Origin of the sequence: Streptomyces tirandamycinicus, assembly GCF_003097515.1 — a bacterium.
GTDB lineage: Bacteria > Actinomycetota > Actinomycetes > Streptomycetales > Streptomycetaceae > Streptomyces > Streptomyces tirandamycinicus.
Genome location: NZ_CP029188.1, coordinates 3,782,283 through 3,809,234 on the forward strand (window position 1 = coordinate 3,782,283; position 26,952 = coordinate 3,809,234).

The 26,952-nt window shown below is 72.5% G+C and carries 24 protein-coding genes and 2 pseudogenes; 14 read left to right on the top strand and 12 right to left on the bottom strand.

The annotated features are described in order from the left end of the window. Positions 1-85: 85 nt before the first annotated feature. Entirely contained in the window at positions 86-580 is a 495-nt protein-coding gene (locus DDW44_RS16745; RefSeq protein WP_017949744.1) for an inorganic diphosphatase, read from the bottom strand. A 102-nt stretch (positions 581-682) separates the two neighbouring features. Here DDW44_RS16745 and dacB point away from each other — a divergent pair, with 102 nt between their 5' ends. Further along, positions 683-2,101 carry a D-alanyl-D-alanine carboxypeptidase/D-alanyl-D-alanine endopeptidase gene (gene dacB / locus DDW44_RS16750; RefSeq protein WP_244224053.1) on the top strand — a complete coding sequence of 473 codons (1,419 nt, stop codon included), beginning with the start codon at positions 683-685 and terminating at the stop codon, positions 2,099-2,101. A 31-nt stretch (positions 2,102-2,132) separates the two neighbouring features. On the opposite strand, the pseudogene DDW44_RS16755 reads toward dacB, so the two are convergent. Beyond that, positions 2,133-2,420 (bottom strand): annotated as a pseudogene (locus DDW44_RS16755) (ornithine carbamoyltransferase); the annotation flags it as partial. Positions 2,421-2,630: 210 nt separating this feature from the next. Between DDW44_RS16755 and DDW44_RS16760 the strand changes: the two are divergent. The 5 genes from DDW44_RS16760 to folE all read left to right on the top strand — a co-directional run bounded on the left by DDW44_RS16760 (position 2,631) and on the right by folE (position 8,586). Beyond that, a complete protein-coding gene (locus tag DDW44_RS16760; protein WP_017949742.1) occupies positions 2,631-3,758 on the top strand; it encodes a zinc-dependent metalloprotease in 1,128 nt (375 codons plus the stop codon). A 242-nt stretch (positions 3,759-4,000) separates the two neighbouring features. Beyond that, on the top strand, positions 4,001-5,053 hold the full coding sequence (tilS, locus tag DDW44_RS16765) for a tRNA lysidine(34) synthetase TilS (RefSeq protein ID WP_018892480.1): 1,053 nt from the start codon (positions 4,001-4,003) through the stop codon (positions 5,051-5,053). A 63-nt stretch (positions 5,054-5,116) separates the two neighbouring features. Next, positions 5,117-5,656 (top strand): hypoxanthine phosphoribosyltransferase, encoded by a 540-nt coding sequence (gene hpt, locus DDW44_RS16770; protein ID WP_018892481.1) that lies wholly within the window; start codon positions 5,117-5,119, stop codon positions 5,654-5,656. Positions 5,657-5,838: 182 nt separating this feature from the next. Continuing rightward, the gene (gene ftsH, locus DDW44_RS16775; protein ID WP_108906952.1) at positions 5,839-7,863 is read left to right on the top strand and encodes an ATP-dependent zinc metalloprotease FtsH; all 2,025 of its coding nucleotides are present in this window, start codon (positions 5,839-5,841) and stop codon (positions 7,861-7,863) included. Positions 7,864-7,980: 117 nt separating this feature from the next. After that, positions 7,981-8,586: a GTP cyclohydrolase I FolE gene (folE, locus tag DDW44_RS16780; protein ID WP_017949738.1), complete on the top strand. Its 606-nt coding sequence runs from the start codon at positions 7,981-7,983 to the stop codon at positions 8,584-8,586. Positions 8,587-8,669: 83 nt separating this feature from the next. Here folE and DDW44_RS16785 read toward each other — a convergent pair whose 3' ends face one another. The 6 genes from DDW44_RS16785 to DDW44_RS16810 all read right to left on the bottom strand — a co-directional run bounded on the left by DDW44_RS16785 (position 8,670) and on the right by DDW44_RS16810 (position 13,658). After that, positions 8,670-9,155, bottom strand: coding sequence for a DUF3180 domain-containing protein (locus DDW44_RS16785; protein ID WP_026165559.1), 486 nt, complete (start codon positions 9,153-9,155; stop codon positions 8,670-8,672). Positions 9,156-9,209: 54 nt separating this feature from the next. After that, on the bottom strand, positions 9,210-9,797 hold the full coding sequence (gene folK, locus DDW44_RS16790) for a 2-amino-4-hydroxy-6-hydroxymethyldihydropteridine diphosphokinase (protein ID WP_017949736.1): 588 nt from the start codon (positions 9,795-9,797) through the stop codon (positions 9,210-9,212). Continuing rightward, positions 9,794-10,153, bottom strand: a complete 360-nt coding sequence (gene folB / locus DDW44_RS16795) for a dihydroneopterin aldolase (RefSeq protein ID WP_017949735.1) — start codon at positions 10,151-10,153, stop codon at positions 9,794-9,796. The genes folK and folB overlap by 4 nt, the downstream gene beginning before the upstream one ends. A 192-nt stretch (positions 10,154-10,345) precedes the next feature. After that, positions 10,346-10,807 carry a nuclear transport factor 2 family protein gene (locus tag DDW44_RS16800; RefSeq protein ID WP_108906953.1) on the bottom strand — a complete coding sequence of 154 codons (462 nt, stop codon included), beginning with the start codon at positions 10,805-10,807 and terminating at the stop codon, positions 10,346-10,348. Beyond that, on the bottom strand, positions 10,804-11,664 hold the full coding sequence (gene folP, locus DDW44_RS16805; protein WP_078509309.1) for a dihydropteroate synthase: 861 nt from the start codon (positions 11,662-11,664) through the stop codon (positions 10,804-10,806). Before folP ends, DDW44_RS16800 begins: the two co-directional genes overlap by 4 nt. 155 nt (positions 11,665-11,819) lie before the next feature. Then, positions 11,820-13,658 (bottom strand): phosphatidylglycerol lysyltransferase domain-containing protein, encoded by a 1,839-nt coding sequence (locus DDW44_RS16810; RefSeq protein ID WP_206307223.1) that lies wholly within the window; start codon positions 13,656-13,658, stop codon positions 11,820-11,822. Between the two features lie 146 nt (positions 13,659-13,804). Here DDW44_RS16810 and DDW44_RS16815 point away from each other — a divergent pair, with 146 nt between their 5' ends. Further along, entirely contained in the window at positions 13,805-14,917 is a 1,113-nt protein-coding gene (locus DDW44_RS16815) for an alpha/beta hydrolase (RefSeq protein WP_018892484.1), read from the top strand. A gap of 70 nt (positions 14,918-14,987) precedes the next feature. On the opposite strand, the gene DDW44_RS16820 is transcribed toward DDW44_RS16815, so the two are convergent. After that, on the bottom strand, positions 14,988-16,133 hold the full coding sequence (locus DDW44_RS16820; protein ID WP_108906955.1) for an ABC transporter ATP-binding protein: 1,146 nt from the start codon (positions 16,131-16,133) through the stop codon (positions 14,988-14,990). Positions 16,134-16,384: 251 nt separating this feature from the next. On the opposite strand from DDW44_RS16820, the gene DDW44_RS16825 reads away from it, so the two are divergent. The 4 genes from DDW44_RS16825 (at position 16,385) to DDW44_RS16840 (ending at position 20,136) form a co-directional block, all read left to right on the top strand. Further along, entirely contained in the window at positions 16,385-17,077 is a 693-nt protein-coding gene (locus DDW44_RS16825; protein WP_017949729.1) for an ABC transporter permease, read from the top strand. Beyond that, complete coding sequence (locus tag DDW44_RS16830) at positions 17,077-17,745, top strand: ABC transporter permease (protein ID WP_108906956.1); 669 nt, start codon at positions 17,077-17,079, stop codon at positions 17,743-17,745. Before DDW44_RS16825 ends, DDW44_RS16830 begins: the two co-directional genes overlap by 1 nt. A 27-nt stretch (positions 17,746-17,772) precedes the next feature. Next, positions 17,773-18,759 (top strand): ABC transporter substrate-binding protein, encoded by a 987-nt coding sequence (locus DDW44_RS16835; RefSeq protein WP_108908862.1) that lies wholly within the window; start codon positions 17,773-17,775, stop codon positions 18,757-18,759. Between the two features lie 300 nt (positions 18,760-19,059). After that, positions 19,060-20,136 carry a coiled-coil domain-containing protein gene (locus DDW44_RS16840; protein WP_026282046.1) on the top strand — a complete coding sequence of 359 codons (1,077 nt, stop codon included), beginning with the start codon at positions 19,060-19,062 and terminating at the stop codon, positions 20,134-20,136. 305 nt (positions 20,137-20,441) lie between these two features. Here DDW44_RS16840 and DDW44_RS16845 read toward each other — a convergent pair whose 3' ends face one another. Both DDW44_RS16845 and DDW44_RS16855 read right to left on the bottom strand, forming a co-directional pair. Beyond that, on the bottom strand, positions 20,442-21,584 hold the full coding sequence (locus DDW44_RS16845; RefSeq protein ID WP_017949725.1) for an NADH-quinone oxidoreductase subunit D: 1,143 nt from the start codon (positions 21,582-21,584) through the stop codon (positions 20,442-20,444). A 231-nt stretch (positions 21,585-21,815) separates the two neighbouring features. Next, positions 21,816-22,811 carry an SAM-dependent methyltransferase gene (locus DDW44_RS16855; RefSeq protein ID WP_108906958.1) on the bottom strand — a complete coding sequence of 332 codons (996 nt, stop codon included), beginning with the start codon at positions 22,809-22,811 and terminating at the stop codon, positions 21,816-21,818. Between the two features lie 96 nt (positions 22,812-22,907). Here DDW44_RS16855 and DDW44_RS16860 point away from each other — a divergent pair, with 96 nt between their 5' ends. The 3 genes and pseudogenes from DDW44_RS16860 to DDW44_RS16870 all read left to right on the top strand — a co-directional run. Next, positions 22,908-24,107 carry a sensor histidine kinase gene (locus DDW44_RS16860; RefSeq protein ID WP_026165556.1) on the top strand — a complete coding sequence of 400 codons (1,200 nt, stop codon included), beginning with the start codon at positions 22,908-22,910 and terminating at the stop codon, positions 24,105-24,107. Positions 24,108-24,301: 194 nt separating this feature from the next. Beyond that, positions 24,302-24,979, top strand: coding sequence for a response regulator transcription factor (locus DDW44_RS16865; protein ID WP_108906959.1), 678 nt, complete (start codon positions 24,302-24,304; stop codon positions 24,977-24,979). A gap of 14 nt (positions 24,980-24,993) precedes the next feature. Next, positions 24,994-25,290 (top strand): annotated as a pseudogene (locus DDW44_RS16870) (glutamate--cysteine ligase); the annotation flags it as partial. Between the two features lie 297 nt (positions 25,291-25,587). Here DDW44_RS16870 and DDW44_RS16880 read toward each other — a convergent pair. Next, entirely contained in the window at positions 25,588-26,862 is a 1,275-nt protein-coding gene (locus DDW44_RS16880) for a threonine aldolase family protein (RefSeq protein ID WP_240800422.1), read from the bottom strand. Between the last annotated feature and the right edge of the window lie 90 nt (positions 26,863-26,952).

The window sequence follows — 26,952 nt, forward strand, 5'->3', positions numbered from 1 at the left end:
GGCGTACTGCGTGTGCGCCCCAGTATGCGACGGGCGGTGCACCCGCGAGGGGTGCACCGCCCGGCCGTGCGTACGGGGTGACGCGTCAGTGCGCGCCGCCCTGCGCCTCGAGGCGCTTGAAGGAGGCCTCGATCTCGGCCTCGGCCTCGGCCCGGCCCACCCAGTTGGCGCCCTCGACCGACTTGCCCGGCTCCAGGTCCTTGTAGACCTCGAAGAAGTGCTGGATCTCCAGGCGGTCGAACTCCGACACGTGGTGGATGTCCCTCAGGTGCTCCACACGGGGGTCGGACGCCGGGACGCAGAGCAGCTTGTCGTCGCCGCCCGCCTCATCGGTCATCCGGAACATGCCGATGGCGCGGCACTTGATCAGGCAGCCGGGGAAGGTGGGCTCGTCCAGGATGACCAGGGCGTCGAGCGGGTCACCGTCCTCGCCCAGGGTGTTCTCGACGAAGCCGTAGTCGGCCGGGTAGCTGGTCGAGGTGAAGAGGCGACGGTCCAGACGGATCCGGCCGGTCTCGTGGTCCACCTCGTACTTGTTCCGCGACCCCTTCGGGATCTCGATGGTGACGTCGAACTCCACGGGTGGCACTCCTCCATGATCAACACATATGTAGGTGATGCGGCTGTCCGCAGTGATTAAGTGTCCCCTACGCAGGCGTGTGATCGCGAAAGGGGCTGGCCGATGGTGCCCGACCGAGGAACGTGGCAGCTCACGGCAGGTGCGGCCGTGATCGGCCTGGCCTTCGCGGCAGCGGCGGTGACCGCGGCCGGCCCCTGGGACAACGGCCAGCGTAAGGCCGAGCGCGAGCACGCCGCCGCTCTCGGCCGGACAGGTGGCGCAGATCACCAGGTCACAGGGCGGGGGCGGGAAGCGGCGGAGGCGCCCGGGCCCGCGCCGGCACCGAGCGCCCCCGGCGTACTCGCCGCCGCGAGCGCCCCCAAGGCGCCGTCCGCCGCGCCCGCCCTCGCGCCCGCCCTCGCCGATGTCCTCGGCCCCCTGCTCGACGACCCGGGACTCGGCCCGCTGCGCACCGCCTCCGTCGTGGACGCCGCCACCGGCGAGCAGCTGTACGGCCGGGCCACCGGCACGCCCATGACCCCGGCCTCCACCGTCAAGATCGCCACAGCCGCCGCGGTGCTGTCCGCCACCGGCCCCGCGCACCGCATCCCCACCGGCGTCGTCGCCACGCCCGACTTCCGGGGGATCACCCTCGTCGGCGGCGGGGACCCCACCCTCGACCTGCCCCGGATGCGGACCCTCGCCAGCCGGACCGCGAAGTCCCTGCGCGACCGGGGCGTCACCACGGTCCGGCTCACCTACGACACCACGCTCTACCAGGGGCCGGTGATCCACCCCATCGGCGCCGGCAACGACAACATCGCCCCGGTCACCGCCCTGATGGTCAACGCCGGGCGTCTCGACGACTCGACGGAGGGCACCGCGCCCCGCAGCGCCGACCCGGCGGGCGACGCCGCCCGCGCCTTCGTCGGCCTGCTCAGCGAGCACGGCGTGAACACCGCGGCCGGCCCCGTCCCGGGCAAGGCCCCGGCGAAGGGCCCGGCCCTCGCCACCACGTACTCGGCGCCGGTCCCGGCACTCGTCGAGCGGATGCTGACCAGCAGCGACAACGACATCGCCGAGGCGCTGGCCCGGCAGACCGCGCTCGCCACCCGCCGCCCGGCGAGCTTCGCCGGGGCGCAGGCCGCGGTGACCGACCGGCTCAAGAGGCTGAAGCTGCCCCTGGCCGGGGCGCGCTTCGCCGACGGCAGCGGGCTGAACCGCGCCGACAGGGTCTCGGCGGCGCTCCTCACCACGCTGCTGGTCCGGGCCGCCGACCCCGCCCACCCCGAGCTGCGCCCCGTGCTCACCGGCCTCCCGGTCGCGGGTTTCACCGGCACCCTCAGCGGCCGCGCAGCCGCGGGGTCCGGCGGTCTGGTGCGGGCCAAGACCGGCACGCTCCGGGGCGTCGACACCCTGGCCGGCACGGTGCTGTCCGCGGACGGCCGGCTGCTCGCCTTCGCCTTCCTCGCCGGTGACACGCCGTCCGCGTCCGCGGCCCGCCCCGCCCTGGACCGCCTCGCGGCAGCCCTGCTGCCCTGACGGCCCCGTCGCCCCGTCACCCCGGCGTGGCCGCGGCGAGCTCCTCGACGGCCGCCTGGCTCTCCCCCCGGTATTCGATGCCGTCGAACATCCGGCCGAGCACCCGGGCGGTGTCCCTGACCGACTCCTTGTGCCCCAGCTGGGAGGCGGCCGGGTCGAGGTACGTCGTCGACGCGCCCTGGTCGGCGGCGGCGACCTCGAAGGCGCAGCGGGTCCGGGTGGAGGTCTTCTCGAAGATCAGGGCGATGTTCTTGCCGCGCAGGCGCTGCACCTCGGTACCGGCCCGCTTGGCGGCCTTGAGCTCGGCGCATGTCGAAAGGCGCCCAGACCAACTCGTTCAAGAAGGACTTCGACCAGGTCGCCGCTTCCAGCAACAAGGTCGCCATGCCGCCTTCGCGTCCGCGGCCGCCCGCACGGCCACCCGCCACCCCCGCGTGGCCTGGTGCCGCGGGGCCGGGTGACCGCGTGCGCCGGGGCCCGGGGAGCCGACACCTCACCGTGTGCCGGGGCGACAACGTACGGTTGACGCATGACGAGCATCGGTGGTGCCGAGATGGTCGACTGGAACCTCGCGGTCGCGACCGCGATCCGCCTCGTCCGGCCAGGGCCGGACGTCACCCGGGAAGAGGCCCGTGCCGTCGTCGCCGAGCTGCGCCGGCACGCCAAGGCCTCCGAGGAGCACGTCCGCGACTTCACCCGGATGATCCCGGACGGGCACGAACCCGAGGACACGCCGGTCCTCGTCGTCGACCGGCCGGGCTGGGTCAGGGCCAATGTCGCGGGCTTCCGCGAACTGCTGAAACCCCTGCTCGACAAGATGCAGGAGCGTCGCGCCGGCACCGCCGGCGGAGCCGTGCTCGGCGCCGTCGGCGGCAAGGTGACCGGAGTCGAGCTGGGCATGCTGCTGTCGTTCCTCGCCTCCCGGGTCCTCGGCCAGTACGAGACCTTCGCCCCGCCCACGCGCGAGCTGCCCGGGGCGCCGGGCAGCGGCGGGCGGCTGCTCCTGGTCGCCCCCAACATCGTCCACGTGGAACGCGAACTCGACGTCGCCCCGCACGACTTCCGGCTGTGGGTGAGCCTCCACGAGGAGACCCACCGCACCCAGTTCACCGCCGTGCCCTGGCTGCGCGACCATCTCGAGGGCGAGATCCAGTCGTTCCTCGCCGAGACCGACGTGGACCCCATGACGGTGCTGGAGCGGCTCCGCGAGGCCGCCCAGACGCTCGCCGGCGGCCGTCCCGAGGGCGAGGAGGACGAGGGGCGCTCGCTGGTCGAGATCGTCCAGAGCCCCGAGCAGCGCGAGATCCTCGGCCGGCTCACCGCCGTGATGTCCCTGCTCGAGGGGCACGCCGACTTCGTGATGGACGGCGTGGGGCCGCAGGTCGTCCCGTCCGTGGCCGAGATCCGCGAGAAGTTCCAGCAGCGCCGGGCACGCGGGGCCTCCCGCCTCGACCTGGCGCTGCGCAAGCTGCTCGGGCTGGACGCCAAGCTGCGCCAGTACCGGGACGGCGAGCGGTTTGTGCGGGCGGTCGCCGAGGAGGTCGGAATGGAGGGCTTCAACCGGGTCTGGACGTCGCCGAACACCCTGCCCACCAAGGCCGAGATCACCAAACCGGCGGACTGGATCGCGAGGGTGCACCGGAGGACGGACTCGTGAGCCTGCTGGGCCTCCTGAGCCCCCGTGCGGCCGACGGCAGACGGACGCCGTCGTAATCACCCGTCCGAGGGACCGTGGGCGAGGGGTAGGCGTGCAATGCTCGGGGAACGGCACGGTTCTGTCACCATCGAGACACTCTGAGTGACCAAACCCCCTCACCTCCACTCCGCCGGTCGGCCTCCGGTCGGCCTCCGGTCGGAGGTACCCCCGACCACCCCCCGACTCCACGAAGGGCACCGGACATGGGTCCGCATCCTGCGGTCGCGGCGATACGCCTGGCGGTCCGCCGCGTACTCCACGACGTACTCAACGAACTGCACAAGATCCCGAGCGCCGTACCCAGCTCCGGCGGGTGCTCCACCGCCGCGCCGGGCCCGGACGACCGCCCCGTCGTGCTGGTCGCCTGCTCCGGCGGCGCCGACTCCATGGCGCTCGCCTCCGCTCTCGCCTTCGAGGCCCCCAAGCTGGCCGTCCGCGCCGGTGCCGTCACCGTCGACCACGGCCTGCAGGCCGGATCCGATCTGCGCGCCGCCGAAGTCGCCGCCCGGCTCACCGCCCTGGGGCTGGACCCCGTCGAGTCCGTCGCCGTGACCGTCGGGCGCGCCGGCGGCCCCGAGGCCGCCGCCCGCGACGCCCGCTACGCCGCCCTCGACGAGGCCGCCGAGCGCCACGGCGCCGCCGCCGTCCTCCTCGGCCACACCCGCGACGACCAGGCGGAGACCGTCCTCCTCGGCCTCGCCAGGGGCTCCGGCATCCGCTCGCTGTCCGGCATGGCGGACGTCTCCGGCGCCGGACGCCGCTACCGGCGCCCCTTCCTCCGGCTGGACCGCCAGACCGCCCGCAAGGCGTGCCTGGTCCAGCACCTGCCCGTCTGGGACGACCCGATGAACGCGGATCCCGCCTACACCCGCTCCCGGCTGCGCCACGAGGGCCTGCCCGCGCTGGAGAAGGCCCTCGGCAAGGGCGTGGTCGAGGCGCTGGCGCGCACCGCCCGGCTCTCCCGTGACGACGCCGACGCGCTGGACGCCTGGGCCGCGCAGGCCGACGAGACCGTCCGCGACGACGCCGGGCTGCTCGAATGCGCCAAGCTGTACGCACTGCCCCCCGCCGTCCGCCGCCGGGTGCTCCGCCGGGCCCTGGTGGCAGCCGGTTCACCTGCGGGTTCGCTGTTCGCCCGGCATGTGGAGGAGGTCGAGCGGCTGATCGTGGGATGGCGGGGGCAGAAGCCCCTGAACCTGCCCGGCCGGGTCGAGGCGCGCCGCCAGGGTGGCAGACTGGTCATTCGGCAAAGCTGAGCCGGCAGCGGGCCGGGTGCCGGGACGCCGATACAGAAAGCGACGCGGGTGAACGAGAAGGACATGGGCGCCGATCTCAAATCGGTGCTCATCACCAAGGAAGAGATCGACGCGAAGCTGGCCGAGCTGGCCGCGAAGATCGATGCGGAGTACGCGGGCAAGGACCTGCTCATCATCGGGGTCCTCAAGGGCGCCGTGATGGTGATGGCGGACCTGGCGCGTGCCCTGTCCACGCCCGTCACCATGGACTGGATGGCGGTGTCCTCGTACGGCGCGGGCACCCAGTCGTCCGGAGTGGTCCGGATCCTCAAGGACCTGGACACCGACATCAAGGGCAGGCACGTCCTGATCGTCGAGGACATCATCGACTCCGGGCTGACCCTGTCCTGGCTGCTGTCGAACCTCGGCTCCCGCGAGCCGGCCTCCCTCGAGGTCTGCACGCTGCTCCGCAAGCCGGACGCCGCCAAGGTGGCGATCGACGTGAAGTGGATCGGGTTCGACATCCCGAACGAGTTCGTCGTCGGATACGGCCTCGACTACGCGGAGAAGTACCGCAACCTCCCGTTCGTGGGTACGCTCGCGCCCCACGTGTACGGGGGCTGAGGCACGGACGCGCCCCGGGGAACCCCGGCCGCCTTCCCGCCGTTGGAGCATGGGAAGGCGGTCCCGAGTGACAATGCTGGGGTACCGTCCGAAGAGCAGTCTTTCAGTCAGTCTCACAGCAGCAGTCTCAGAGCAGCATTTACCTACGGGCAGGAGGGACGGGGCGGCACCGCTCCGTATGGATGGACGTGAAGCGATACTTCCGTGGGCCGGTCATGTGGATCGTGCTGGCCGTCCTCGCCGTGGTCGTGCTGATGCAGGTCGTCGGCTCGTCGGGCGGCTACAAGACGGTGGACACCGCAAAGGTCGTCCAGGCGATCACCAAGAACCAGGTCGATCAGGCCAAGCTGACCACCGGCGACGAGCAGATCATCAAGATCGAGCTGAAGGACGGCCAGAAGGTCGACGGCAGCGACAAGGTCCAGGCGAGCTACATCGGCGACCAGGGCGTCGAGCTGGCCACGACCCTGCAGCAGAAGTACGACGCGGGTGAGATCGAGAAGGGTTACACGGTCACGCCCGAGCGGCAGAGCCCGTTCCTCTCGGTTCTCCTCTCGCTGCTGCCCTTCGTGCTCATCGTGGTCGTCTTCCTGTTCCTGATGAACCAGATGCAGGGCGGCGGCTCCCGGGTCATGAACTTCGGGAAGTCCAAGGCCAAGCTCATCACCAAGGACACGCCGAAGACCACCTTCTCCGACGTGGCCGGGTCCGACGAGGCCGTCGAGGAGCTCCAAGAGATCAAGGAGTTCCTGCAGGAGCCGGCGAAGTTCCAGGCCGTCGGCGCCAAGATCCCGAAGGGCGTGCTGCTGTACGGCCCGCCCGGTACGGGCAAGACGCTGCTCGCCCGCGCCGTCGCGGGCGAGGCGGGCGTGCCGTTCTACTCGATCTCCGGCTCCGACTTCGTCGAGATGTTCGTCGGTGTCGGCGCCTCCCGGGTCCGCGACCTCTTCGAGCAGGCCAAGGCGAACGCCCCGGCGATCGTCTTCGTCGACGAGATCGACGCGGTGGGCCGCCACCGCGGCGCCGGTCTCGGCGGCGGTCACGACGAGCGCGAGCAGACCCTGAACCAGCTCCTCGTCGAGATGGACGGCTTCGACGTGAAGGGCGGCGTCATCCTGATCGCCGCCACGAACCGGCCCGACATCCTCGACCCGGCGCTGCTCCGCCCGGGCCGCTTCGACCGGCAGATCGCCGTCGACCGCCCGGACATGCAGGGCCGTCTGGAGATCCTCAAGGTCCACCAGAAGGGCAAGCCGGTCGCACCGGACGTCGACCTCTCGGCCGTCGCCCGCCGCACCCCCGGCTTCACCGGCGCCGATCTGTCGAACGTGCTGAACGAGGCCGCCCTGCTGACGGCCCGCAGTGACGCCAAGCTGATCGACAACCACTTCCTGGACGAGGCCATCGACCGCGTGGTCGCGGGCCCGCAGAAGCGGACCCGGATCATGTCCGACAAGGAGAAGAAGATCACCGCGTACCACGAGGGCGGACACGCCCTGGTCGCGGCGGCCTCCCCGAACTCGGACCCGGTCCACAAGATCACGATTCTGTCCCGCGGGCGTGCCCTCGGTTACACGATGGTGCTCCCGGACGAGGACAAGTACTCGACCACGCGCAACGAGATGCTGGACCAGCTGGCGTACATGCTGGGCGGTCGCGCGGCCGAGGAGCTCGTGTTCCACGACCCGACCACGGGCGCGGCGAACGACATCGAGAAGGCCACGGCCACGGCCCGGGCGATGGTCACGCAGTACGGCATGACCGAGCGCCTCGGGGCGATCAAGTTCGGCGGCGACAACTCGGAGCCGTTCCTGGGCCGCGAGATGGCGCACCAGCGCGACTACTCCGAAGAGGTCGCCGCGCTGGTCGACGAAGAGGTCAAGAAGCTCATCGAGGCCGCGCACAACGAGGCGTGGGAGATCCTCGTCGAGAACCGCGACGTCCTCGACAACCTCGTCCTCGCGCTGCTGGAGAAGGAGACCCTCGGCAAGGAGGAGATCGCGGAGATCTTCGCCCCGATCGTGAAGCGCCCGGCCCGGCCGGCGTGGACCGGGTCCTCCCGCCGTACGCCGTCCACCCGCCCGCCGGTGCTGTCGCCGAAGGAGCTCGCGCTCACCAACGGTGCCAACGGGACCTCCGCCCCCACGGTGACCGATGTCACCAAGACGCCCAAGGAGGCGGTCCAGGACGAGCGTCCGGACGCCTGACCAGGCATGATGCGGCGGTGAGAACCGCCGTACCGGAATGAACGCCGCATCTCCCGGGTTCTAGCCTGGGAGGTGCGGCGTTTTCGCGCCACGGCAGAGCACAGGAACGAGGCACAGATGACCGACCCGGTGACCCTGGACGGCGAGGGCACGATCGGCGAGTTCGACGAGAAGCGCGCCGAGAACGCCGTGCGCGAGCTCCTCATCGCCGTCGGCGAGGACCCGGACCGCGAGGGTCTGAGGGAGACCCCGGCGCGGGTGGCGCGCGCGTACCGGGAGATATTCGCGGGCCTCTGGCAGCAGCCGGAGGACGTGCTCACCACGACGTTCGACCTCGGCCACGACGAGATGGTCCTGGTGAAGGACATCGAGCTGGTGAGCTGCTGCGAGCATCACCTGGTCCCCTTCCGGGGCGTCGCCCACGTCGGCTACATCCCGTCCACCACAGGCAAGATCACCGGTCTGTCCAAGCTCGCCCGCCTCGTCGACGTGTTCGCCCGCCGCCCCCAGGTGCAGGAGCGCCTGACCACGCAGATCGCCGACTCCCTGATGGAGATCCTGGAGCCGCGCGGGGTGATCGTGGTCATCGAGTGCGAGCACATGTGCATGTCGATGCGCGGCATCCGCAAGCCGGGCGCCAAGACGATCACCTCGGCCGTCCGCGGCCAGCTCCGCGACGTCGCCACGCGCAACGAGGCGATGAGCCTCATCATGGCGCGCTGATCCGCCGCCGCGCCCGAACGACGGAGCACCCCCGGCCTCTCGGGCCGGGGGTGCTCCGTCGTGATGTACGGCCGGGAGGACCCTCAGCGCGCCGGGACCTGGCCCGTGCCGTCGTCCTCGTCGTCCGGGAGCTTGCAGACCCGCTCCACGAACAGTCCCGCGGCGATCACCGCCATTCCGGCCAGGACCGAGAAGCCGGCGTAGATCGCCTGGTCACGGCGGGCCGGCACGTCGAGCGAGCCGAGCAGGAAGACCCCCACACCGCCGTACACGCCACTGACGAGCGCCGCCACCAGGGCGCTCGCCTGGCCGAAGACGACGGCGCGGGCGGCCATCAGCGGCTCGACGCCCTTGGCCCCCGGGCGGCGCTCCCGCTGGGCCCGCAGCCGGGCGCGCAGTGACAGCGCGGTCGCCAGGAGGATCGCGGCGATCGCCGCGAGGACGATGGGCGCCGCCAGCGGCACGCTCGGCAGCGTGCCCACCGAGTCCCACAGCCGGGCGCCGCCCCAGGACAGCACCCCGGCCGCCACGAACAGCCCGGCCAGTACCCCAAGCCGTAGTTGCTTCACCACGCGCCCCTGTGCCCTTCGTCTTGGTGCCGGAGACCCTGAAGAGCGTAACGACTACTCGGGGAGACGGAGTTCCAGGTCCGCGCGCGGAGCGACACCCGTCCGCCCCACGCCGTCCAGCAACTCCGCGACGCCGCCCCGGCCGGGCAGCTGGGCCTCGGGCTCCACGTCGTGCCACGGGGCGAGGACGAAGGCCCGCTCGTGCGCCCGGGGATGCGGAAGGGTGAGGAGCGGATCGTCCGAGACCACGTCCGCGTACGCCACGATGTCGACGTCGATCGTGCGCGGACCCCAGCGCTCCTCGCGCACCCGGTCGAACGCCTCCTCGATCGCCTGACCGCGCTCCAGCAGGGAGCCCGGCGGCAGGGTCGTCCGCACGAGCACCACCGCGTTGAAGTACGACGGCTGGGTGCCCGGCTCGACGCCCCACGGCTCCGTCTCGTACACGGGGGAGACCGCCTTGACCCGCACCCCGGGCGTGTCCTCCAGCAGGTCGATGGCGCCCTGGATCGTCTCCAGCCGGTTGCCCAGGTTGGATCCGAGCGCGATCACGGCGCGTTTGGGGTTGGACAGGGTGATGTCGGCCGCGTCGACCTGCTCGACGACGGCGGTGGGCACGGGCTGCACGGTGGGGTCGCTCATGCACGGCTCCGGGTGATGGTGATGGTGACGTCGTCGAACGGAACGGTGATCGGGGCCTCCGGCTTGTGCACGACGACCTCGACCTCCTGGACGCCGGCGTGCTTGAGGCACTGCTGGGCGATGCGCTCGGCCAGCGTCTCGATCAGGTCCACCGGCTCCCCCTGGACGACGTCGACGACCTCCTCCGCCACCACTCCGTAGTGGACGGTCTTCGCCAGGTCGTCGTCGGCCGCCGCGGGACGGGTGTCGAGGCCGAGCACCAGGTCCACGACGAAGGTCTGACCCTCCTCGCGCTCCCGGGGGAAGACGCCGTGGTGCCCGCGGGCCCTCAGGCCGCGCAGCGCGACACGATCCACGCGAATCACTCCTGCTGTCGTAGTCCGGCGCGCACCCGGCCGCGTGCGGGCGGCAGCAGTGCACGGATGCGAATCTACCCGCGGGCTCGGACACGACCGGCCCGCGGGGGCCGCGGACGGAAGCGTCACCGGCTGGTGGCCGCCCCTACCCGCGGCCGCGGAAACCAACCTCCCACTAGCCGGTTTACCCACTCACGGGGCGGAATCGCCGTTCTCCTCGTCGTCCGATTCCGCCAGAACGGGCGAACCGTGGTGTGACCAGATTCTCCACCCCTCGGGTGTGCGGCGGAACACATTGGTGGCCACGACCAGCTGCCCGACGAGGGGCCCGAGCTCGCCGGCCTCCTCCGCGGGGCCGCCGCTGAGGATGTTCTCGGTGCAGGTGACGACGGCGGTGTCACCGCAGACGCTGACCCGCACATCGGTGAGGAAGAACTGGATGTACTCGGTGTTCGCCATGATCAGGGCGTACGAGCGCAGCACCTCGCCGCGCCCCGAGAGCACCGGCCAGCCCGGGTGCACGCAGGAGATGTCGCCGGCGTCCCCGCCGTCCAGCCAGAGCCCGGAGACCTCCTCGAAGTCGCCCCGCTCCACGGCCTCGTAGAAGGCGGTGTTGGCCGCTTCCACGTTCTCGACGTCGGTACGCGAGGTCACCGGGCTCCCTCGACGGCCCGTGCGACCCGTACGGCGTCCGCCGTGGCCCTTACCTCGTGGACCCGGACCGCCCAGGCACCCTCGTGGGCGGCGATCGCGGACACCGCTGCGGTGGCGGCGTCCCGCTCGCGGGCGGGCGGCGGGGTCGGGGCGCCACCGGCCAGGACGTGGCCGAGGAACCGCTTGCGGGACGCGGCGACCAGGAGCGGACGGCCCAGCGCACGCAGCTCGGAGAGGTGGGCGACCAGGGCGAGGTCGTCCCCGGCCCGCTTGGCGAAGCCGAGGCCCGGGTCGACGACGAGCCGTTCGGCGGCGATCCCGCCCGCGACCACGGCGTCCATCCGCTCGCGCAGTTCCGCGACGACCTCGGCGACGACGTCCCCGTACACCGCCCTGCTGTTCATGTCCTCGCTGAAGCCGCGCCAGTGCATCACGACGAACGGGACCTCCGCGGCGGCGACGGCCGGGACCATCTGCGGGTCGGCGAGCCCGCCGGAGACGTCGTTGACGAGCGTGGCGCCCGCGGCGACCGCCTGCGCGGCGACGGAGGCGCGCATGGTGTCGACGGACACCGTCACGCCCTCGCCCGCCAGGCCCCGCACGACGGGGAGGACGCGCCGCAGCTCCTCCTCCTCGTCGACGCGCGAGGCGCCGGGCCGGGTGGACTCACCTCCGACGTCCACCAGGTCCGCGCCCTCGGCGACGAGGTCGAGGCCGCGCTTGACGGCGGCCGTGGTGTCGAACCAGCGGCCTCCGTCGGAGAAGGAGTCGGGCGTCACGTTGACGACCCCCATGACCGCACAGCGGTCCCACTCCGGCAGGCCCGTGGGCGTGCCCCGTCCGCGCAAGGTACTCATACGACCAGCCTAGGCCCGGTGGAGCCGCGCCCCTGCTGCCCGGGTCCGGCCGTCCTCGGCTCCGTCCGTCCTCGGCCCCGGCCCTGTCCGAGGCTGCCCGGGCCCGCGGCTGCCCCGCCCCGCCCCGCGGCTGCCCGGTGCGCGGCCCGCTACGCCTACGCGGCCCGCGCCTCGTGCTCGTCGGCGGCGACCGGGCGGATGTGGGCGCAGGGCCGGGGCGCCCGGGGCGTCCGGCGGCGGAACGGCCGCGGCACGGCCAGCGTCACGAAGCCCTCCGCCTGCATGGCGGCGAATCCGATCCGGGGCAGGTCACGGGTCTTGCGGAAGACCACGAACCGCGGCTCCCAGCGCGGCCGGAACTTGGCGTTGAACTTGTACAGCGACTCGATCTGGAACCAGCGGGAGAGGAAGACCAGCAGCCCCCGCCAGACCCGCAGGACCGGCCCCGCACCCAGCTGCTCCCCGCGGGCGAGCGCCGACCGGAACATCGCGAAGTTCAGCGACACCCGGGCGATGCCGAGCCTGGGGGAGGCCTGCAGGGCGGCGACGATCAGCAGCTCGTTCATGCCGGGGTCGGCGGAGCGGTCGCGGCGCATCAGATCCAGGGACATGCCGTCCGTCCCCCAGGGCACGAAGTGGAGCACGGCCTTCAGGTCGCCGTACGGGCCCGCCTCGCCGTCGTCGGCTTTGTGGGCGGTGGCGATCACGCTGTCGCCGTCCGAGGGGTCGCCGATCCGGCCGAGGGCCATGGAGAAGCCGCGCTCCGTGTCCGTGCCCCGCCAGGCGCCGGCGGCGCGGCGTATCCGGTCCAGCTCGGCGTCGGAGAGATCACGGGCACGGCGGACGCGGGTCTCGTAACCGTTCCGCTCGATGCGCTTCACCATCTGGCGCACGTTCCGCATGGCGCGCCCGGTGAGCGAGAAATCCGCCACGTCCACCACCGCCTCGTCCCCCAGCTCCAGGGCGTCGAGGCCGGTCTCCCGGGTCCACACCTGGCCGCCCGTCTCCGAGCACCCCATGACGGCGGGAGTCCAGGAGTGCGCCTTGGCCTCGTCCATGAAGCGCTCGATGGCACCCGGCCACGCCTCGACGTCCCCGATCGGGTCGCCGCTGGCGAGCATGACGCCGGAGACGACGCGGTAGGTGACGGCGGCCTTGCCGCTGGGGGAGAAGACCACGCCCTTGTCGCGGCGGAGCGCGAAGTGGCCGAGGGAGTCGCGGCCGCCGTGCCTCTCGAGCAGTTCGCGGAGCCGGCTCTCGTCGTCCGGTGTGAGTGTCGCGGCCGGGTGCTCGGGCCGGAGGGCCAGGTAGATCGTGGTCACGGCGGTCAGCAGGCCGAGCGCGCCGAGCGAGTAGCCGACGGTCCAGTCGACGCCGTCCTCGTACCCGACCGGTCCTTCGAAGCCGAACAGCCCGAACAGGACGTGCTCCAGGCGGTCGGTGAGGCTGGGACTCCCGATGACCCTGCCCGGATGGGCGCTCACGACGACCAGGCCGAGGCCGATCGAACCGGCGCCCATCAGCACGAAGTTGGCGAGTGCCTTCCAGCGGCTGCGCGGGTCGGGCAGGGCGGCGAACTCGCTGCGGTGGCGCAGCAGCAGGGCCAGCAGTGCCAGCGACAGCACGACGCCGACGACCGAGTGGCGGTAGGCGAACTGGGCGGCGGCGCCGGCGGGGAGCAGGATCACCGCGGCCCGCCAGGCGCGCCGCTTGTGCCGCTTGAGCCCGTGCGCCAGGAGCAGCAGCAGGACGCCCGCGCTGAGCGACAGCGCGGCCGCGAACGACCCCAGGGCGCCCGGGAGTACCTCGGCGAGGGCGTGCATCCGGCTGTGCCGGAAGCGCGGGAAGACTCCCGCGGCGATGTCGATCAGGCCGATGAAGGTGCAGGCCGTGCCGACCAGCGCGGGAACGGATTCGGCGCGCGGGCCGCGCAGGATCCGGCGTACGCGTTCCGGAACCAACCCCGACTTATCCCCATCTATGGTGGCAGACATCGCTTCCTGAGGCTCTCGAGAGAGATGGTGGAGTCCATCGCCGCAGAACGTTCGGCTCGGACGATTTGCGCTTTCTAGGACGGCACTTGCGGGTGGCGGGTTCATCGGCTCTCAGGAAATTCTCACGGAAGAAGCTCGATCGCCCCATGGGTCTCACCAGCAACAAGGTTCTGGCGCTGGCCGTTCTGGCCGCCGTGGCCCTCTTCGTCGCGACGATCCGGCTGTGGCCGCGCCTCTCCCACCGCGGCCGGCGCGCCGTCCTCGGCCGGGTGGGCCTGCTGCTCGCCACGCAGTCGGCAATCTTCGCCGCGGTGGGTCTGGCCGCGAACAAGTCCTTCCTCTTCTACGGCTCCTGGGCCGATCTCCTCGGCCGGGAACAGGAGATGGGCGTGGTCGTGGACCACTCGGCGAGCAGCAGGACCGTCAAGGTGGTCGGAAAGCAGCGGCCGGACGTGCCGGGAGGTGCGCGGCCGGAGACGGGCGGCCAGATCCACAAGGTGGTGATCGTGGGCGAGAGGTCGGGGATCGACAGCCCGGCGTACGTGTATCTGCCGCCGGAGTACTTCCAGCCCGCCCACGCGAGCAGGGCCTTTCCCGTGACCGTCGTGCTGACCGGCTACCCGGGCACCGCGGAGAACCTGATCACAGGCCTGGAGTATCCGAGGACCGCGTTCATGCAAGCCCGCGAGGGGCGGATGCGGCCGATGATCCTGGTGATGCTCCGGCCGACGGTGGCGCCGCCCAGGGACACCGAGTGCGTGGACGTCCCGGACGGACCGCAGACGGAGACGTTCTTCGCTCAGGACCTGCCGGCCGCCGTGGCGCAGACCTACCGGGTGGGCACCGGGCCGCGCAACTGGGGCATCATGGGCAACTCGACGGGGGGATACTGCGCGCTGAAGATCGCCTTGCACCACCCCGGGCGGTTCGCCGCGGGGGCGGGCCTGTCCGCGTACTACAAGGCCGCGGAGGACCCGACGACCGGTGACCTCTTCCACGGGAACCAGGCCGAGCGCAGGCGTGCGAACCTGCTGTGGAGCCTGGACCACCGGCCGCAGGGCGCCTCCTCGTTCCTGGTGACCACCTCCGAGCAGGGCGAGGGGAACCTCGCGGGGACGCGCGAGTTCATCAGGAAGGTGAAGGCCCCCGCGCGCGTGTCGTCCATCACGCTGGAGAGCGGTGGGCACAACTTCAACACCTGGCGCCGTGAGATCCCGCCGGCGCTGGTGTGGATGAGCGGCCGGCTCGGCACGGGCTGACATCCGGCCGGCGCGGTCCGGCCTCGTCCGGCCTCGTCCGGCACGACCGGCCCGGGTGGGTCGGCCGTGATCAGCGCGACGGGACCTTGTCGATGTCCACCGCGGTGCGGGGGACGTCCCGGGTGTCCGCGTCGACGGAGCGGCGCAGGGCCTCGTGCAGCCGATCCGGGGTCAGTACGCCGAGGAAGCGTCCCTTCTCCTCCCGGTCGACGACCGCGATCCACCCCGCGTCGTGCTGCAGCATCGTGGAGAACGCCTGCTTCAGGGAGGCGCCGACCGGCATCCAGGCGTCCATGCGGCGGGCGTGCTCGCGCACGGTGCCGGTGCGGCCCGCGTGCTCGGCGGAGATCCAGCCGTGCAGGTCGCCACGGGAGTCCAGGACGACCGCCCAGGGCGCGTCCAGAACGCGCGGCAGCGGGTCGTCGAGGCGGACCACCGGCGGCTGCTCGAGGTCGCCCTCCTCGACGGGGGTGACGGACAGCCGCTTGAGGCCACGGTCCGCGCCGACGAAGTCCGCCACGTAGCGGCCGGCCGGTGCCCCGAGCACGGCCGCGGGTGGGCCGAACTGCTCGATCCTGCCCTGCCCGTAGACGGCGATGCGGTCGCCGAGCCGGACGGCCTCCTCGATGTCATGGGTGACGAAGAGCACCGTCTTGCGGACCGCGGCCTGCAGTCGCAGGAACTCGCTCTGCAGCCGCTCCCGGACGACCGGGTCCACGGCGCCGAACGGCTCGTCCATCAGCAGGACCGGCGGATCGGCCGCCAGGGCCCGGGCCACGCCCACCCGCTGGCGCTGGCCGCCGGAGAGCTGCTCGGGGTAGCGGTCGCCGTACACGCGGGGATCGAGGCCGACGAGATCGAGGAGCTCGGCGGCCCGCTCGCGGCCCTTGGAGCGCTTCCAGCCCAGGAGGCGGGGCACGGTCGCGGTGTTCTCCAGCACGGTCTTGTGCGGGAAGAGGCCCACCTGCTGGATCACATAGCCGATCCGGCGCCGCAGTTCTACGGGATCGATGGTGGATATGTCGTCCCCGTCCAGGAATATCCGCCCCTCGGTCGGTTCGACGAGGCGGTTGACCATCTTCATGGTCGTCGTCTTGCCGCAGCCGGACGGGCCGACGAGCGTGACCAGTTCACCCGCGGCGACCTCGAAGGAGAGGTCGTCCACAGCGGTCGTGCCGTCCGGGTACCGCTTGGTCACGTGCTCGAATCGGATCATGGTTCCCCATTGTGACGGGTGGCGGCGGGCCCTGCGCGGGGGCGGTACCGCCGGAACGCGGAGTCCCTCGGTGACGATCCGCTGCTCGGTGAGGTCCGCTGCTCCGTGACCGCCGGCTCCTCGGCGACGGTCCGCTCCCCCGCTCCTCGGCGAGCGCCGGCTCCTCTGACGACTGTCGGTGGCGGGGTTTAGGGTCGTTCCTTGTTCGGCAAGCCGTCGAACAGGCCGGACACGAGGACGGGGGTGGGGAGATGGCGGGCCGGGACTGCCTGGTCGCCAACGACTGGATCTGCGGCGAGTACCTCCGCTCCCGCAGTCAGGAGCTGGTCGACGCCACGGCGCAGCACGTCCAGATCACGGTCGCCTCGGTCGCGATCGGGCTCGTCGTGGCCTTTCCGCTGGCGCTTCTCGCGCGCGGCCGCCCCCGGTTCGCCGGACCGGTCCTGGGGCTGACGACGGTGCTCTACACGATCCCGTCGCTGGCCATGTTCTCGCTGCTGCTGCCCTTCTTCGGACTTTCCGCCGCCCTGGTCGTCACCGGCCTGGTGCTCTACTCGCTGACGATCCTGGTGCGGAACATCGTGGCGGGGCTGGAGGCGGTCCCCGCGGAGACCCGTGAAGCCGCCCGCGGCATGGGGTACGGACCGGCCCGGCTGCTGTGGGAGGTCGAGCTCCCGCTCGCCCTGCCCGCCGTGATGGCCGGGCTGCGGATCGCGACCGTCTCCACGGTCGCGCTCACCACCGTCGGCTCGATCGTCGGCCGCGGCGGCCTGGGCAATCTCATCGAGGACGCGCTGCCCAGCTTCTTCAAGGCACAGGTACTGACCGCATCCGTGCTCTGCGTGCTCCTCGCGGTCGCCGCGGACCTGCTGCTGCTCGGCGTGCAGCGGCTGCTCACGCCCTGGACCCGTATACGTACGGCCGGCAGCCGGGAGGCCCACTGATGGACGTGCCGGCCAGGACCTGGGCGTGGCTCACCGACGGCGCCAACTGGTCCGGGGAGGGCGGAGCCTGGCACCGGCTGGGTGAGCATCTGTACGTCAGCGGGCTCGCCCTGGCCCTGGCCTGTGCCGTCGCCCTGCCGCTCGCGCTCTGGCTGGGGCATACCGGACGCGGTGGCGCCCTGGCCGTGAACATCTCGAACGTGGGGCGGGCGGTTCCCGTGTTCGCGGTGCTCGCGCTGTTCATGGTCACGCCGCTGCGCGGTGCCGGATACCTCCCGACGATCATCGCCTTGGTGCTGTTCGCCGTTCCGCCGCTGCTCACCAACGCCTATGTGGGCATGCGGGAGGTGGACCGGTCGGTGGTCGAGGCGGCACGGGGCATGGGGATGTCGGGCGGGCAGCTGTTCGCCAGGGTCGAACTGCCCCTCGCCTATCCGATGGTGATGACCGGGCTGCGGTCCGCCGCGGTCCAGGTGGTCGCCACCGCCACGATCGCGGCGATGGTCGGGCAGGGCGGCCTCGGCCGCATCATCACGGCCGGGTTCAACACGTACGACACTCCGCAAGTGGTCGCGGGCGCCGTGCTCGTGGCCGGGCTCGCCCTCCTGGTGGAGGCCGTGCTGGTTGCGGTGGACCGCATGGTCAGTCCGCTCCGGAGGACCGTGTGACGACTCACTCCTTGGATGGTGAACCTGATGGGCAAGACCTCGCGCCTCGCGGGAGCGGTACTGGGCGTCATGGCGCTGGCGGGCTCGCTCGCCGCCTGCGGCGGTGACAGCCTGGAACGGGAGAAGGACGGCGCCGCATCGAGCGGCGGCGCGAGCGGTGAAGGCAAGGGCCCCCTCGTGGTGGGGGCGGCAGCCTTCACCGAGTCCAAGGTGCTCGCCGAGCTCTACGCCCAGGTACTGCGCGACGCCGGATACGACGTCTCCGTCACCACGGTGAAGAACCGCGAGTTGTACGAACCGTCGCTGGAGAAGGGCGAGATCGACGTCGTACCGGAATACGCGGCCACGATCGCCGAATTCCTCAACGCCAAGGAGAACGGGCCGAAGGCCCCGGAGGAGAAGCCCGTCGCGTCCGGCGATGTCGCCGCCACGGTGGCCGCTCTGGAGAAGCTCGCGACCCCCCGCGGGTTGAAGGTGCTGCCCCCCGGGGAGGCGGTCGACCAGAACGCGTTCGCGGTGAGCAGGGAATTCGCCGAGAAGAACAACCTCAAGTCGCTTTCCGATCTTGGCAGGTCGAAGATCAAGGTCAGGATCGCGGCCGGGGACGAGTGCGAGGTGCGCCCGTTCTGCGCGCCGGGGCTGAAGAAGACGTACGGCATCGACGTCACGGGCGTGGACCCGAAGGGCGTCGGAACGCCGCAGGCCAAACAGGCGGTCAAGGACGGCGAGGACCAGCTGGTCCTGACCACCACGACCGACGCCACGCTGGAGAGCTACGGTCTGGTGCTGCTGGAGGACGACAGGAAGCTCCAGAACGCCGACAACGTGCTGCCCGTGGTCAACGCCGAGGACGCCGGATCTCCGGAGATAGCCGACGCGCTCGGCCGGCTCACCCGGGTGCTGACGACCGAGGACCTGGTCGGGCTGAACCGGAAGGTGGATGCCGAGAGGGCGAAGCCGCAGGAGGTGGCGAGGGAGTACCTGGCGTCCAGGAAGCTGCTCGGGAACACGTGACCCACGCGGCGGGGTCTGCCCTGCCGTGACGGGCCGGCGTCGCCGGTAGCGGCGACGGCTCGACCGCCGGGCCGCGGCGGGTTTCGAAAGGGACCCGGCCCGCGGGGCCGGCACCGCCGGACGTAAGTGGACTTCCGCAATCCGTCCTTGGCGCGCGCGAGGTCCGAAGGCCCGCAGCGAACCGGGACGGGGCGCGGAATGCGGCCGAGTGCCCGGTACATCGAAAGCGAGGTGTCCCGATGCGAAGAGATTGCCGGTCCGACCCCCCAATCGTCACCTACGCACGGTAAATTTCAGGCCATGCCACGTGGACGCCACCGCCATTCCCCACCTCTGCACAGGCTCCTCCCGCCCTCCGCGGTCGCCGGAGCCTCGGTCCTTTGTGCTTTGGGCGCCTGGCTGCTCTCCGATCCGGTCCTGCTCCGCACCCTGGTCGCGGCCGCAGCCGCCGCGGCGGTCACCGGTGCGGTCCTCATGCGCAGTTGGGACCGGTACGCGGGCCGCCGCGTCGCCGAGCTCACCCGTCTCCGCGCCAGTGACGCGTGGAAGACGGAGGAACGTATAGCGGAGCTGGAGTCCGATCTCGACGAGTCCCGCGAACTGCGCACCAAGCTCGACGCCAAGCTGCGCGCCAAGCGGGTCGAGCTGGCCGGCCTGCGCAATGAGCATGCCGCGCTGCTCCGCCGTTACGCGAACGCGGAGACCGAGCGAGCCAGCGCGCTGGAGGGCCGCAGGCAGCTCGCGATCGAGGCCGGCTCGCCCAAGGAGCTCCCCCCGGCGGGCTCCACGCCGACGCCGTCCGCCTATCTGCGGGCGGCCAAGGCGCTGGACGAGCTGCCGCGCCGGGCCGCCGAACAGCGGGCGAGGCGCACCGTCGAGGAGGCCCGCGAGCGCGATATCGCCTCGCGGGCCCGAGAGGCGGACGAGCCGAAGGGGAAGCACGCGGCGGCCGCCGGGGGAGCGCAGCACGCCCACCCGTCGTCCGCCGCCCCCGCCACGCGGGTGCCGGTCGCCGCGGCGATCGTGCCCTACTCCGGGCAGCGCCGGCCCGCACGACCGCAGGGCGGTTTCGACTTCTTCGGCACGCAGGGGGCGAAGGCCCCGGAGGGCGCCGAAGAGGCCGCGGGACCGGCCGGGTCCGCCGGACCGGCCGCGAACACCGGGGGCGGCAGCCGTAAGAAGAAGCCCGTCGCGGCCCTCGAGCCGGCACGGCTCGCCTCGGTCCAGGACGAGGATCTCGCCGATGTGGTCGGCGAGGAGGCGCTGGCTCAGCGCAGGCGCACCGAGGAACGCGCCGTGGGCGAGGTCATCGACCTGACCGCGCACGACGAGACGGAGCAGCTGGACGTCGTGCAGTTGCGCAGCGCGATCTCCTGACCGGAGCGGCGACCCCGGGGCGCGGCTCCGGGCTGCGGCCGGTCAAGGGCGCCGCGCGGCTCCCGCCGCCCGGCATTCCCGTCGGGTCCGGGCCATCCAGGCCGGGCCGGTCCGGGCCAGGCCGGTCCGCGCCGGTCCGCGCCGGTCCAGGCCAGTCCGGTCCGGGCCGGTCCAGGCCGGGGTTCGGGGTGCGCCGCCCGTGAGCGCACCGGGGCATGCGGCCGCCACGGCCATGAGGGCCACGCCTGCGCGGGCCCGGACGCCGGCTGCCGGTCCGGCGCCCTGCGCGCCGTCCGCCCGGCGGCCTACTTGTCGATGTCCCCCACCACGAAGAACATCGATCCCAGAATCGCCACCATGTCGGAGACCAGGGTGCCGGGCAGCAGCTCGGTGAGCGCCTGGATGTTGTTGTACGACGCCGAGCGCAGCTTGAGCCGGTACGGGGTCTTCTCCCCCTTGGAGACCAGGTAGTAGCCGTTGATGCCCAGCGGGTTCTCGGTCCAGGCGTAGGTGGCGCCCTCGGGGGCCTTGAGCACCTTGGGCAGCCGCTGGTTGACCGGCCCGGGCGGCAGCTCGGCGAGCCGGTCCAGGCAGGCGTCCGCGAGCTCCAGCGAGTTGTGCGTCTGCCACAGCAGGCACTCGAACCGGGCCAGGCAGTCGCCCTCGGTGCGGGTGACCACCTCGAGGGTCTCCCGGAGTTCGCCGTAGGCCAGGTACGGCTCGTCGCGCCGCAGGTCGAAGTCGACGCCGGAGGCGCGGGCGAGCGGGCCCGAGACGCCGTACGCGTGCGCCGTCCGCTCGGTCAGCACGCCCACCCCGCGGGTGCGGCCCCGGAAGATCTCGTTGCCGAGGACGAGCCGGTCGTAGACGTCCATCCGTGACCGGACCTCGGCGATCGCGCTCCTCGCCCGCCCGGTCCAGCCGGCGGGCAGGTCCTCCTTGAGACCGCCGACGCGGTTGAACATGTAGTGCATCCGGCCGCCGGAGATCTCCTCCATCACGTGCTGGAGGTCCTCCCGCTCGCGGAATGCGTGGAAGATCGGGGTGATTCCACCGAGTTCGAGGGGATACGACCCCAGGAACATGAGGTGGTTGAGTACCCGGTTCAGCTCCGCGAGGAGCGTGCGCAGCCATACGGCGCGCTCCGGGACCTCCATGCCGAGCATCCGCTCGACGGCCATGACGACGCCGAGTTCGTTCGAGAAGGCGGACAGCCAGTCGTGGCGGTTGGCCAGCATGACGATCTGACGGTAGTCGCGCGCCTCGAAGAGCTTCTCCGCGCCGCGGTGCATATAGCCGATCACCGGCTCGGCCCGCTCGACGCGCTCGCCGTCCAGGACCAGCCGGAGACGCAGCACACCGTGCGTGGAGGGATGCTGCGGCCCGATGTTCAGCACCATGTCGGTGCTCTCCGCCGCGCCGCCGATGCCGATCGTCGTCTCCGTCATGGGCGACAGTATCCCTCGCATGGGCCGGCGACCGGAGCCCCGTCCGGGGACCGGTACGGGTGCGTGGCCGGGACCCGCCCGGAGGCCGGCCCGTGCCCGCCACGGCTCTGGTGCGTACGGCTCTGGTGCGTATGGCTCTGGCACGTACGGTTCTGATACGTACGGCTCTGGTACGCACGGCGGGGCCGCGCCGTAAGGAGCTCCCCGGTGCTCCCCGGTATCGCCGGTCCCTCAGCGCGCCGGTACCGGCTGGAGGAGCCAGACGAAGTCGCCCAGGCCGCCCGGGGCCGTGAGTTCGGCGGCCTCGCCCGCCGAGGCCAGCGCGCGTACGTAGGCCGTGGGGTCGGTCGAGGCCAGGGCGAGCGGCGGCCGGGCGCCGAAGACGCCGAGACGGCGCAGGGCCTCGCGCTGGCTCACCAGCTCGGCTCCCGGCCCGGCGCAGGCGTCGAGGGCCACATGCGCCGTGATGTCGCAGCCGCCGTCCGGGACGGGCCGGACCTCGCGCCCACCCCTGAACCCGGTCAGCGTCCCGAAGGGCGGACGATCCCCGGCACGGTGGGCGTAGTCCACGGCGACCGCGAGCCCCACGTCCAGGCACGCCACGGCCGCCGCCCAGGCCGCGTCCCTGGGCCGCCCGATCTCGGCGCGCGTGCCCGGGCCGGCGGGCGGCCACCAGCGGGCCAGCCATGCGGCGTCGGCCCCGGCCACCGGATCCCCGAGGCGTTCCTCGCCGTCGGCCCTGACCAGGACGTAGCGGGGGACACCCGCGTCGTCGACCTCGGCGACGTCCACCGGTACGTTGTCCAGCCACTCGTTCGCGAACAGCAGCCCGCTGACCCCGGCGGGCGGCCGCTCGCCCCACTCGATCCGCGGGTCGAGCCCCGCGGGCCTGGCCGCCCGTTCGACGGCGTAGGCGCGCACCGGGAAACCGTCCGGCAGCGCCGCCAGCACTCCGGCCAGCAGTTCGCCGCGGCCCGCGCCGATGTCGACCAGCGCGACCTCCGCGACCGCGGCCGGCAGGTCCTCCGCGGTCTCCCGCAGCAGCCGCGCCACCGCGGCGGCGTACAGCGGTGAGGCGTGCACGGACGTACGGAAGTGCCCCGCCGGTCCCTCGGGCCTCCGGTAGAAGCCCCGCGGCCCGTACAGCGCCCGCTCCGCGGCCTCCCGCCAGGGGACCCACTCCGCGCCGCCGGTGCGCTCCGCCTCGTTCGCCGCCTGATACGTCACGCGCCCCAGTCTCCACCTTGGGGAGTAGCCGCACCGGGACCGGATCGCCCCTCCGGTTGACCCGGGCGGCTTTGCGGACTGCCTACGCTGGGTTACGTGCAGCGCCTCTATGATCTTCTCCGCAGACACCCGACGGGCGTCGACAGCTTCTGGGCTGTGGTGCTCTTCGGGTTCTCCGTGCTGTGGGTCGTCCAGGAGCACGTCGGGGTGGAGCCGCGCCTGGCGCCCGCCGTCGTCGTACTGCTCCTCTGCCTGGCCGTCGCGCTGCGCCGCCGGGTGCCGGAGCGGATGCTGCTGCTGGTCGCGGGCGTCGGTATCGCCCAGCTGGTACTGGACGTCGGACCCAACCCGGCGGACTTCGCGATGCTCGTGCTCATCTACACGGTCGCCGCGCACGACGGGCAGCGCTGGGCCTCCCACCTCGCGCTCGCGGGCGGGCTGTGCGCCGCCACGCTCGCCCAGATCCGCTGGCCGGAGCCGGGCATGAGCGCGGGGACGAAGATCTTCTTCACGGTCGTCATGACCGTTCCGTTCGCCCTCGCCTGGGTGCTCGGCGACTCCCTGCGCACCCGGCGCGCCTATTTCGCCCAGCTCGAGGAGCGGGCGACCCGGCTGGAGAAGGAGCGCGAGGCGCAGTCCAAGGTCGCGGTGGCGGCCGAGCGCGCCCGGATCGCGCGCGAGCTCCACGACGTCGTCGCGCACAACGTCTCGGTGATGGTCGTACAGGCCGACGGCGCCGCCTATGTGCTGGACGCCGCACCGGACCAGGCCCGGCAGGCACTGGAGACGATCTCCTCCACAGGCCGTCAGGCGCTCGCCGAGATGCGCCGGCTGCTGGGCGTCCTGCGCACCGGCGACGCACCCGAGAGCGGGGAGTACGTGCCGCAGCCGGACGTCGAGCAGATCAAGGAACTGGTGGAGCAGGTGCGCGGCGCGGGCCTGACCGTCGACTTCCGGATCGAGGGCACCCCGCGGCCGCTGCCGAGCGGTGTGGAGCTCACCGCCTACCGGATCGTCCAGGAGGCCCTCACCAACACCCGCAAGCACGGTGGCCCGGACGCCGGGGCGAGCGTCCGGCTGGTCTACTTCGACGACGGCCTCGGACTCCTCGTCGAGGACGACGGCCGCGGCGCGGCCCACGAGCTGTACGAGGACGGCGGCGCGGACGGCAAGGGCCACGGCCTCATCGGCATGCGGGAGCGCGTCGGCATGGTCGGCGGCACGCTCGACGCCGGTCCACGGCCGGGGGGTGGATTCCGGATCAGCGTGCTGCTGCCCCTCAAACCCGCCCACTAGCCAGCCCGCCGCCACCCGTCCTCGGCTGCGGCCCTTCCGTCCCGTCGAACCCGTCTGCGGTCCGGTCCGATTTTGTCCGATCCGATCCGATCCGGTCCGGCCACACCGCCCGTACGCCCGGCCCGTCCCGCCCGCCCCCGAATCCCGCCCGTACACCCGTCCCGCCCGCCCGGCCACAAGACAAGGACCCGCCCATGACCATCCGCGTGATGCTCGTCGACGACCAGGTGCTGCTGCGCACCGGCTTCCGGATGGTGCTCGCCGCCCAGCCCGATATGGAGGTCGTCGCCGAGGCCGGCGACGGGGCCGAGGCCATCGAGATCCTCCGCGCCACGGCGGTCGACGTGGTGCTGATGGACGTCCGTATGCCCCGGCTGGACGGGGTGGAGGCGACCAGCCGGATCTGCGCCCAGCCCGATCCGCCGAAGGTGCTGATCCTGACCACCTTCGACCTCGACGAGTACGCCTTCTCGGGACTCAAGGCGGGCGCCAGCGGCTTCATGCTGAAGGACGTGCCCCCGGCCGAACTGCTCGGCGCCATCCGTTCCGTGCACAGCGGGGACGCGGTGGTCGCCCCGTCCACGACGCGTCGGCTGCTCGACCGGTTCTCGCCGATGCTGCCCTCCCACGGGAAGGAGCCGCAGCAGAAGGAGCTGGAGCGGCTCACCGACCGGGAGCGCGAGGTCATGCTGCTCGTCGCGCAGGGCCTGTCGAACGGCGAGATCGCCGCCCGGCTGGTCCTCTCCGAGGCGACGGTGAAGACCCATGTGGGCCGCATCCTGACCAAGCTGGGGCTGCGGGACCGGGTGCAGGTCGTGGTGCTCGCCTACGAGAGCGGCCTGGTCCGCGCGGGGGGCGGGGCCGCGTCCTGACCGGGTTGGTCGCGATGGCCGACGGTCTGCGCGGCGACAGGCGGGACGCGGCGGGCGTACGAGCCGCCGCCCGGAGAAAGCTCCAGCAGTGCCTCGCGGGACTGGGGAGACTCCTGGCGGAGAAGAGGTTCGACCGCCCCCGGAATCTGATGGGGCTGGAGATCGAACTCAATCTCGCGGGCTCCGACGGCCTGCCCCGGATGATGAATGCCGAGGTGCTCGACCGGATTGCCAGCCGTGATTTCCAGACCGAGCTCGGAATGTTCAACCTGGAGGTCAACATTGCGCCGCACCGGCTCGGCGGGCGGGTTGGAGCGTCTGCGTGCCGAGGCACTGCGCTCCGGCCGCCTGCCCGCGCCCGATACGGAACCGGATGTCGTCGACGCATCATCCGGTGATCGCGGCCTCGGGCGCAGGGTCTGCCAGGGGGAGGTGCCCCGGCGCCAGGCGGCCGCACTCCGCCGTGCCGCGACCGGCACCACCGGCACCACCGCCACCACCACCGGCGCCACCACCACCGGCGCCACCACCACCGGCGCCACCCCACGCACCACCACCAGCGCGTCCGTCGCCGTGACGCCGGCGGGTGAGCACGAGTGCCCCGCCGGTCAGCGGCGACCCCGCCCGGCACCGCCCGGCACCCGCGCCATGAAGTCCGCGACGGCCGCCCTGACGTCGTCCGCGGTCCACGACAGCCCCGGTGCGGACACGGTCACCTCCGTGGCGCTGACTCCCGGGGGACCGGACCGGGCCGGGAACCAGTGGCGGAAGAGGGTCACGCCCGTCTCCTCCGCCTGCCGCAGGCCGGCCTCGTCCAGCGGGGCGGCGTCGAAGGGGAGCCACACCTGGAACTGGTGGGTGTGCGGCGGTTCCGGGTGCACCCGGAACCAGGGCACGCCCGGCTCCTCCGCCAGCCCGGCCGCCAGCGCCGCCGCGACGGTCCTCGCATGGGCCACGTACGCCGGCAGTCTCGGCAACTCCCGCTCCAGGCCGAGCAGCGCCGAAAGCGCCGCCGGGTACTGCTGGAAGACCTGCCCGCCGTAGCGGTGGCGCCAGGCGCGTGCCTCCGCCACCAGGGACTCGGGCCCGGCCAGCACCGCGCCCGAAAGGCCCGCGAGGGACTTGTAGAACGAGACGTACACGCTGTCCGCGAGTCCGGCGATCTCGTCCAGTGCGCGGCCGAAATGCGGGGCGCATTCCCAGAGCCGCGCGCCGTCGAAATGCACCACCGCCTCCATCTCGCGCGCCGCCTCGACGACCTCCACGAGTTCGTCCCACTGCGGCAGTACGAATCCGGCGTCCCGCAGCGGCAGCTCCAGCATCAGCGTGCCGAACGGCTCGTCCAGGCCGCGTATCTCGTCGGCCGTCGGCAGCCGCGGCTCCCGGGTCGGGTGGACCGTGCGCAGCCCGCCGACCGCCCCCAGCGCGCCCCGCTCGTGGACCTCGGGATGGGCGAGCGGATGCAGCGCGACCGTGCGGTTCCCGGTGCGTCCGGCCCAGCAGCGCAGCGCCACCTGCTGCGCCATCGTGCCGGTGGGGAAGAAGGCCGCCGCCGGGAAGCCGAGCAGCGCCGCCACGCGTCGCTCCAGTTCGGCGACGACCCCGTCGCCGTACAGGTCCACATGCTCGTCCAGGTCGTGGACGGCACCCGCGTCGGCCGCCAGGGCCGTGAGCCGCTCGCCGAGCCTGCCGTCCGCGGAGCCGTGCCACAGCCGCCGCGCCGAGCCCCGCCAGGCAGCCAGGCTGCGGTGGCGCTCGGCGTCCCCGATCCCGTCCGTGCGCCGTACCCGGGCGCCGGCCGGGTCCGCTCCGGCCGCCCCCTCCGTGCCGGCGTCCGCCACCGGGGCATCGACGGGCAGCGTCCGCTCCGCGTTCTGAGTCATGCTGCGATCATCGCCCAGACCCGGTGGTGCCATGCCGTTGTCCACAGGTTCCGCCGGGCTGTGGCCGGTGTCGTCTCCACAGGCTGTGGA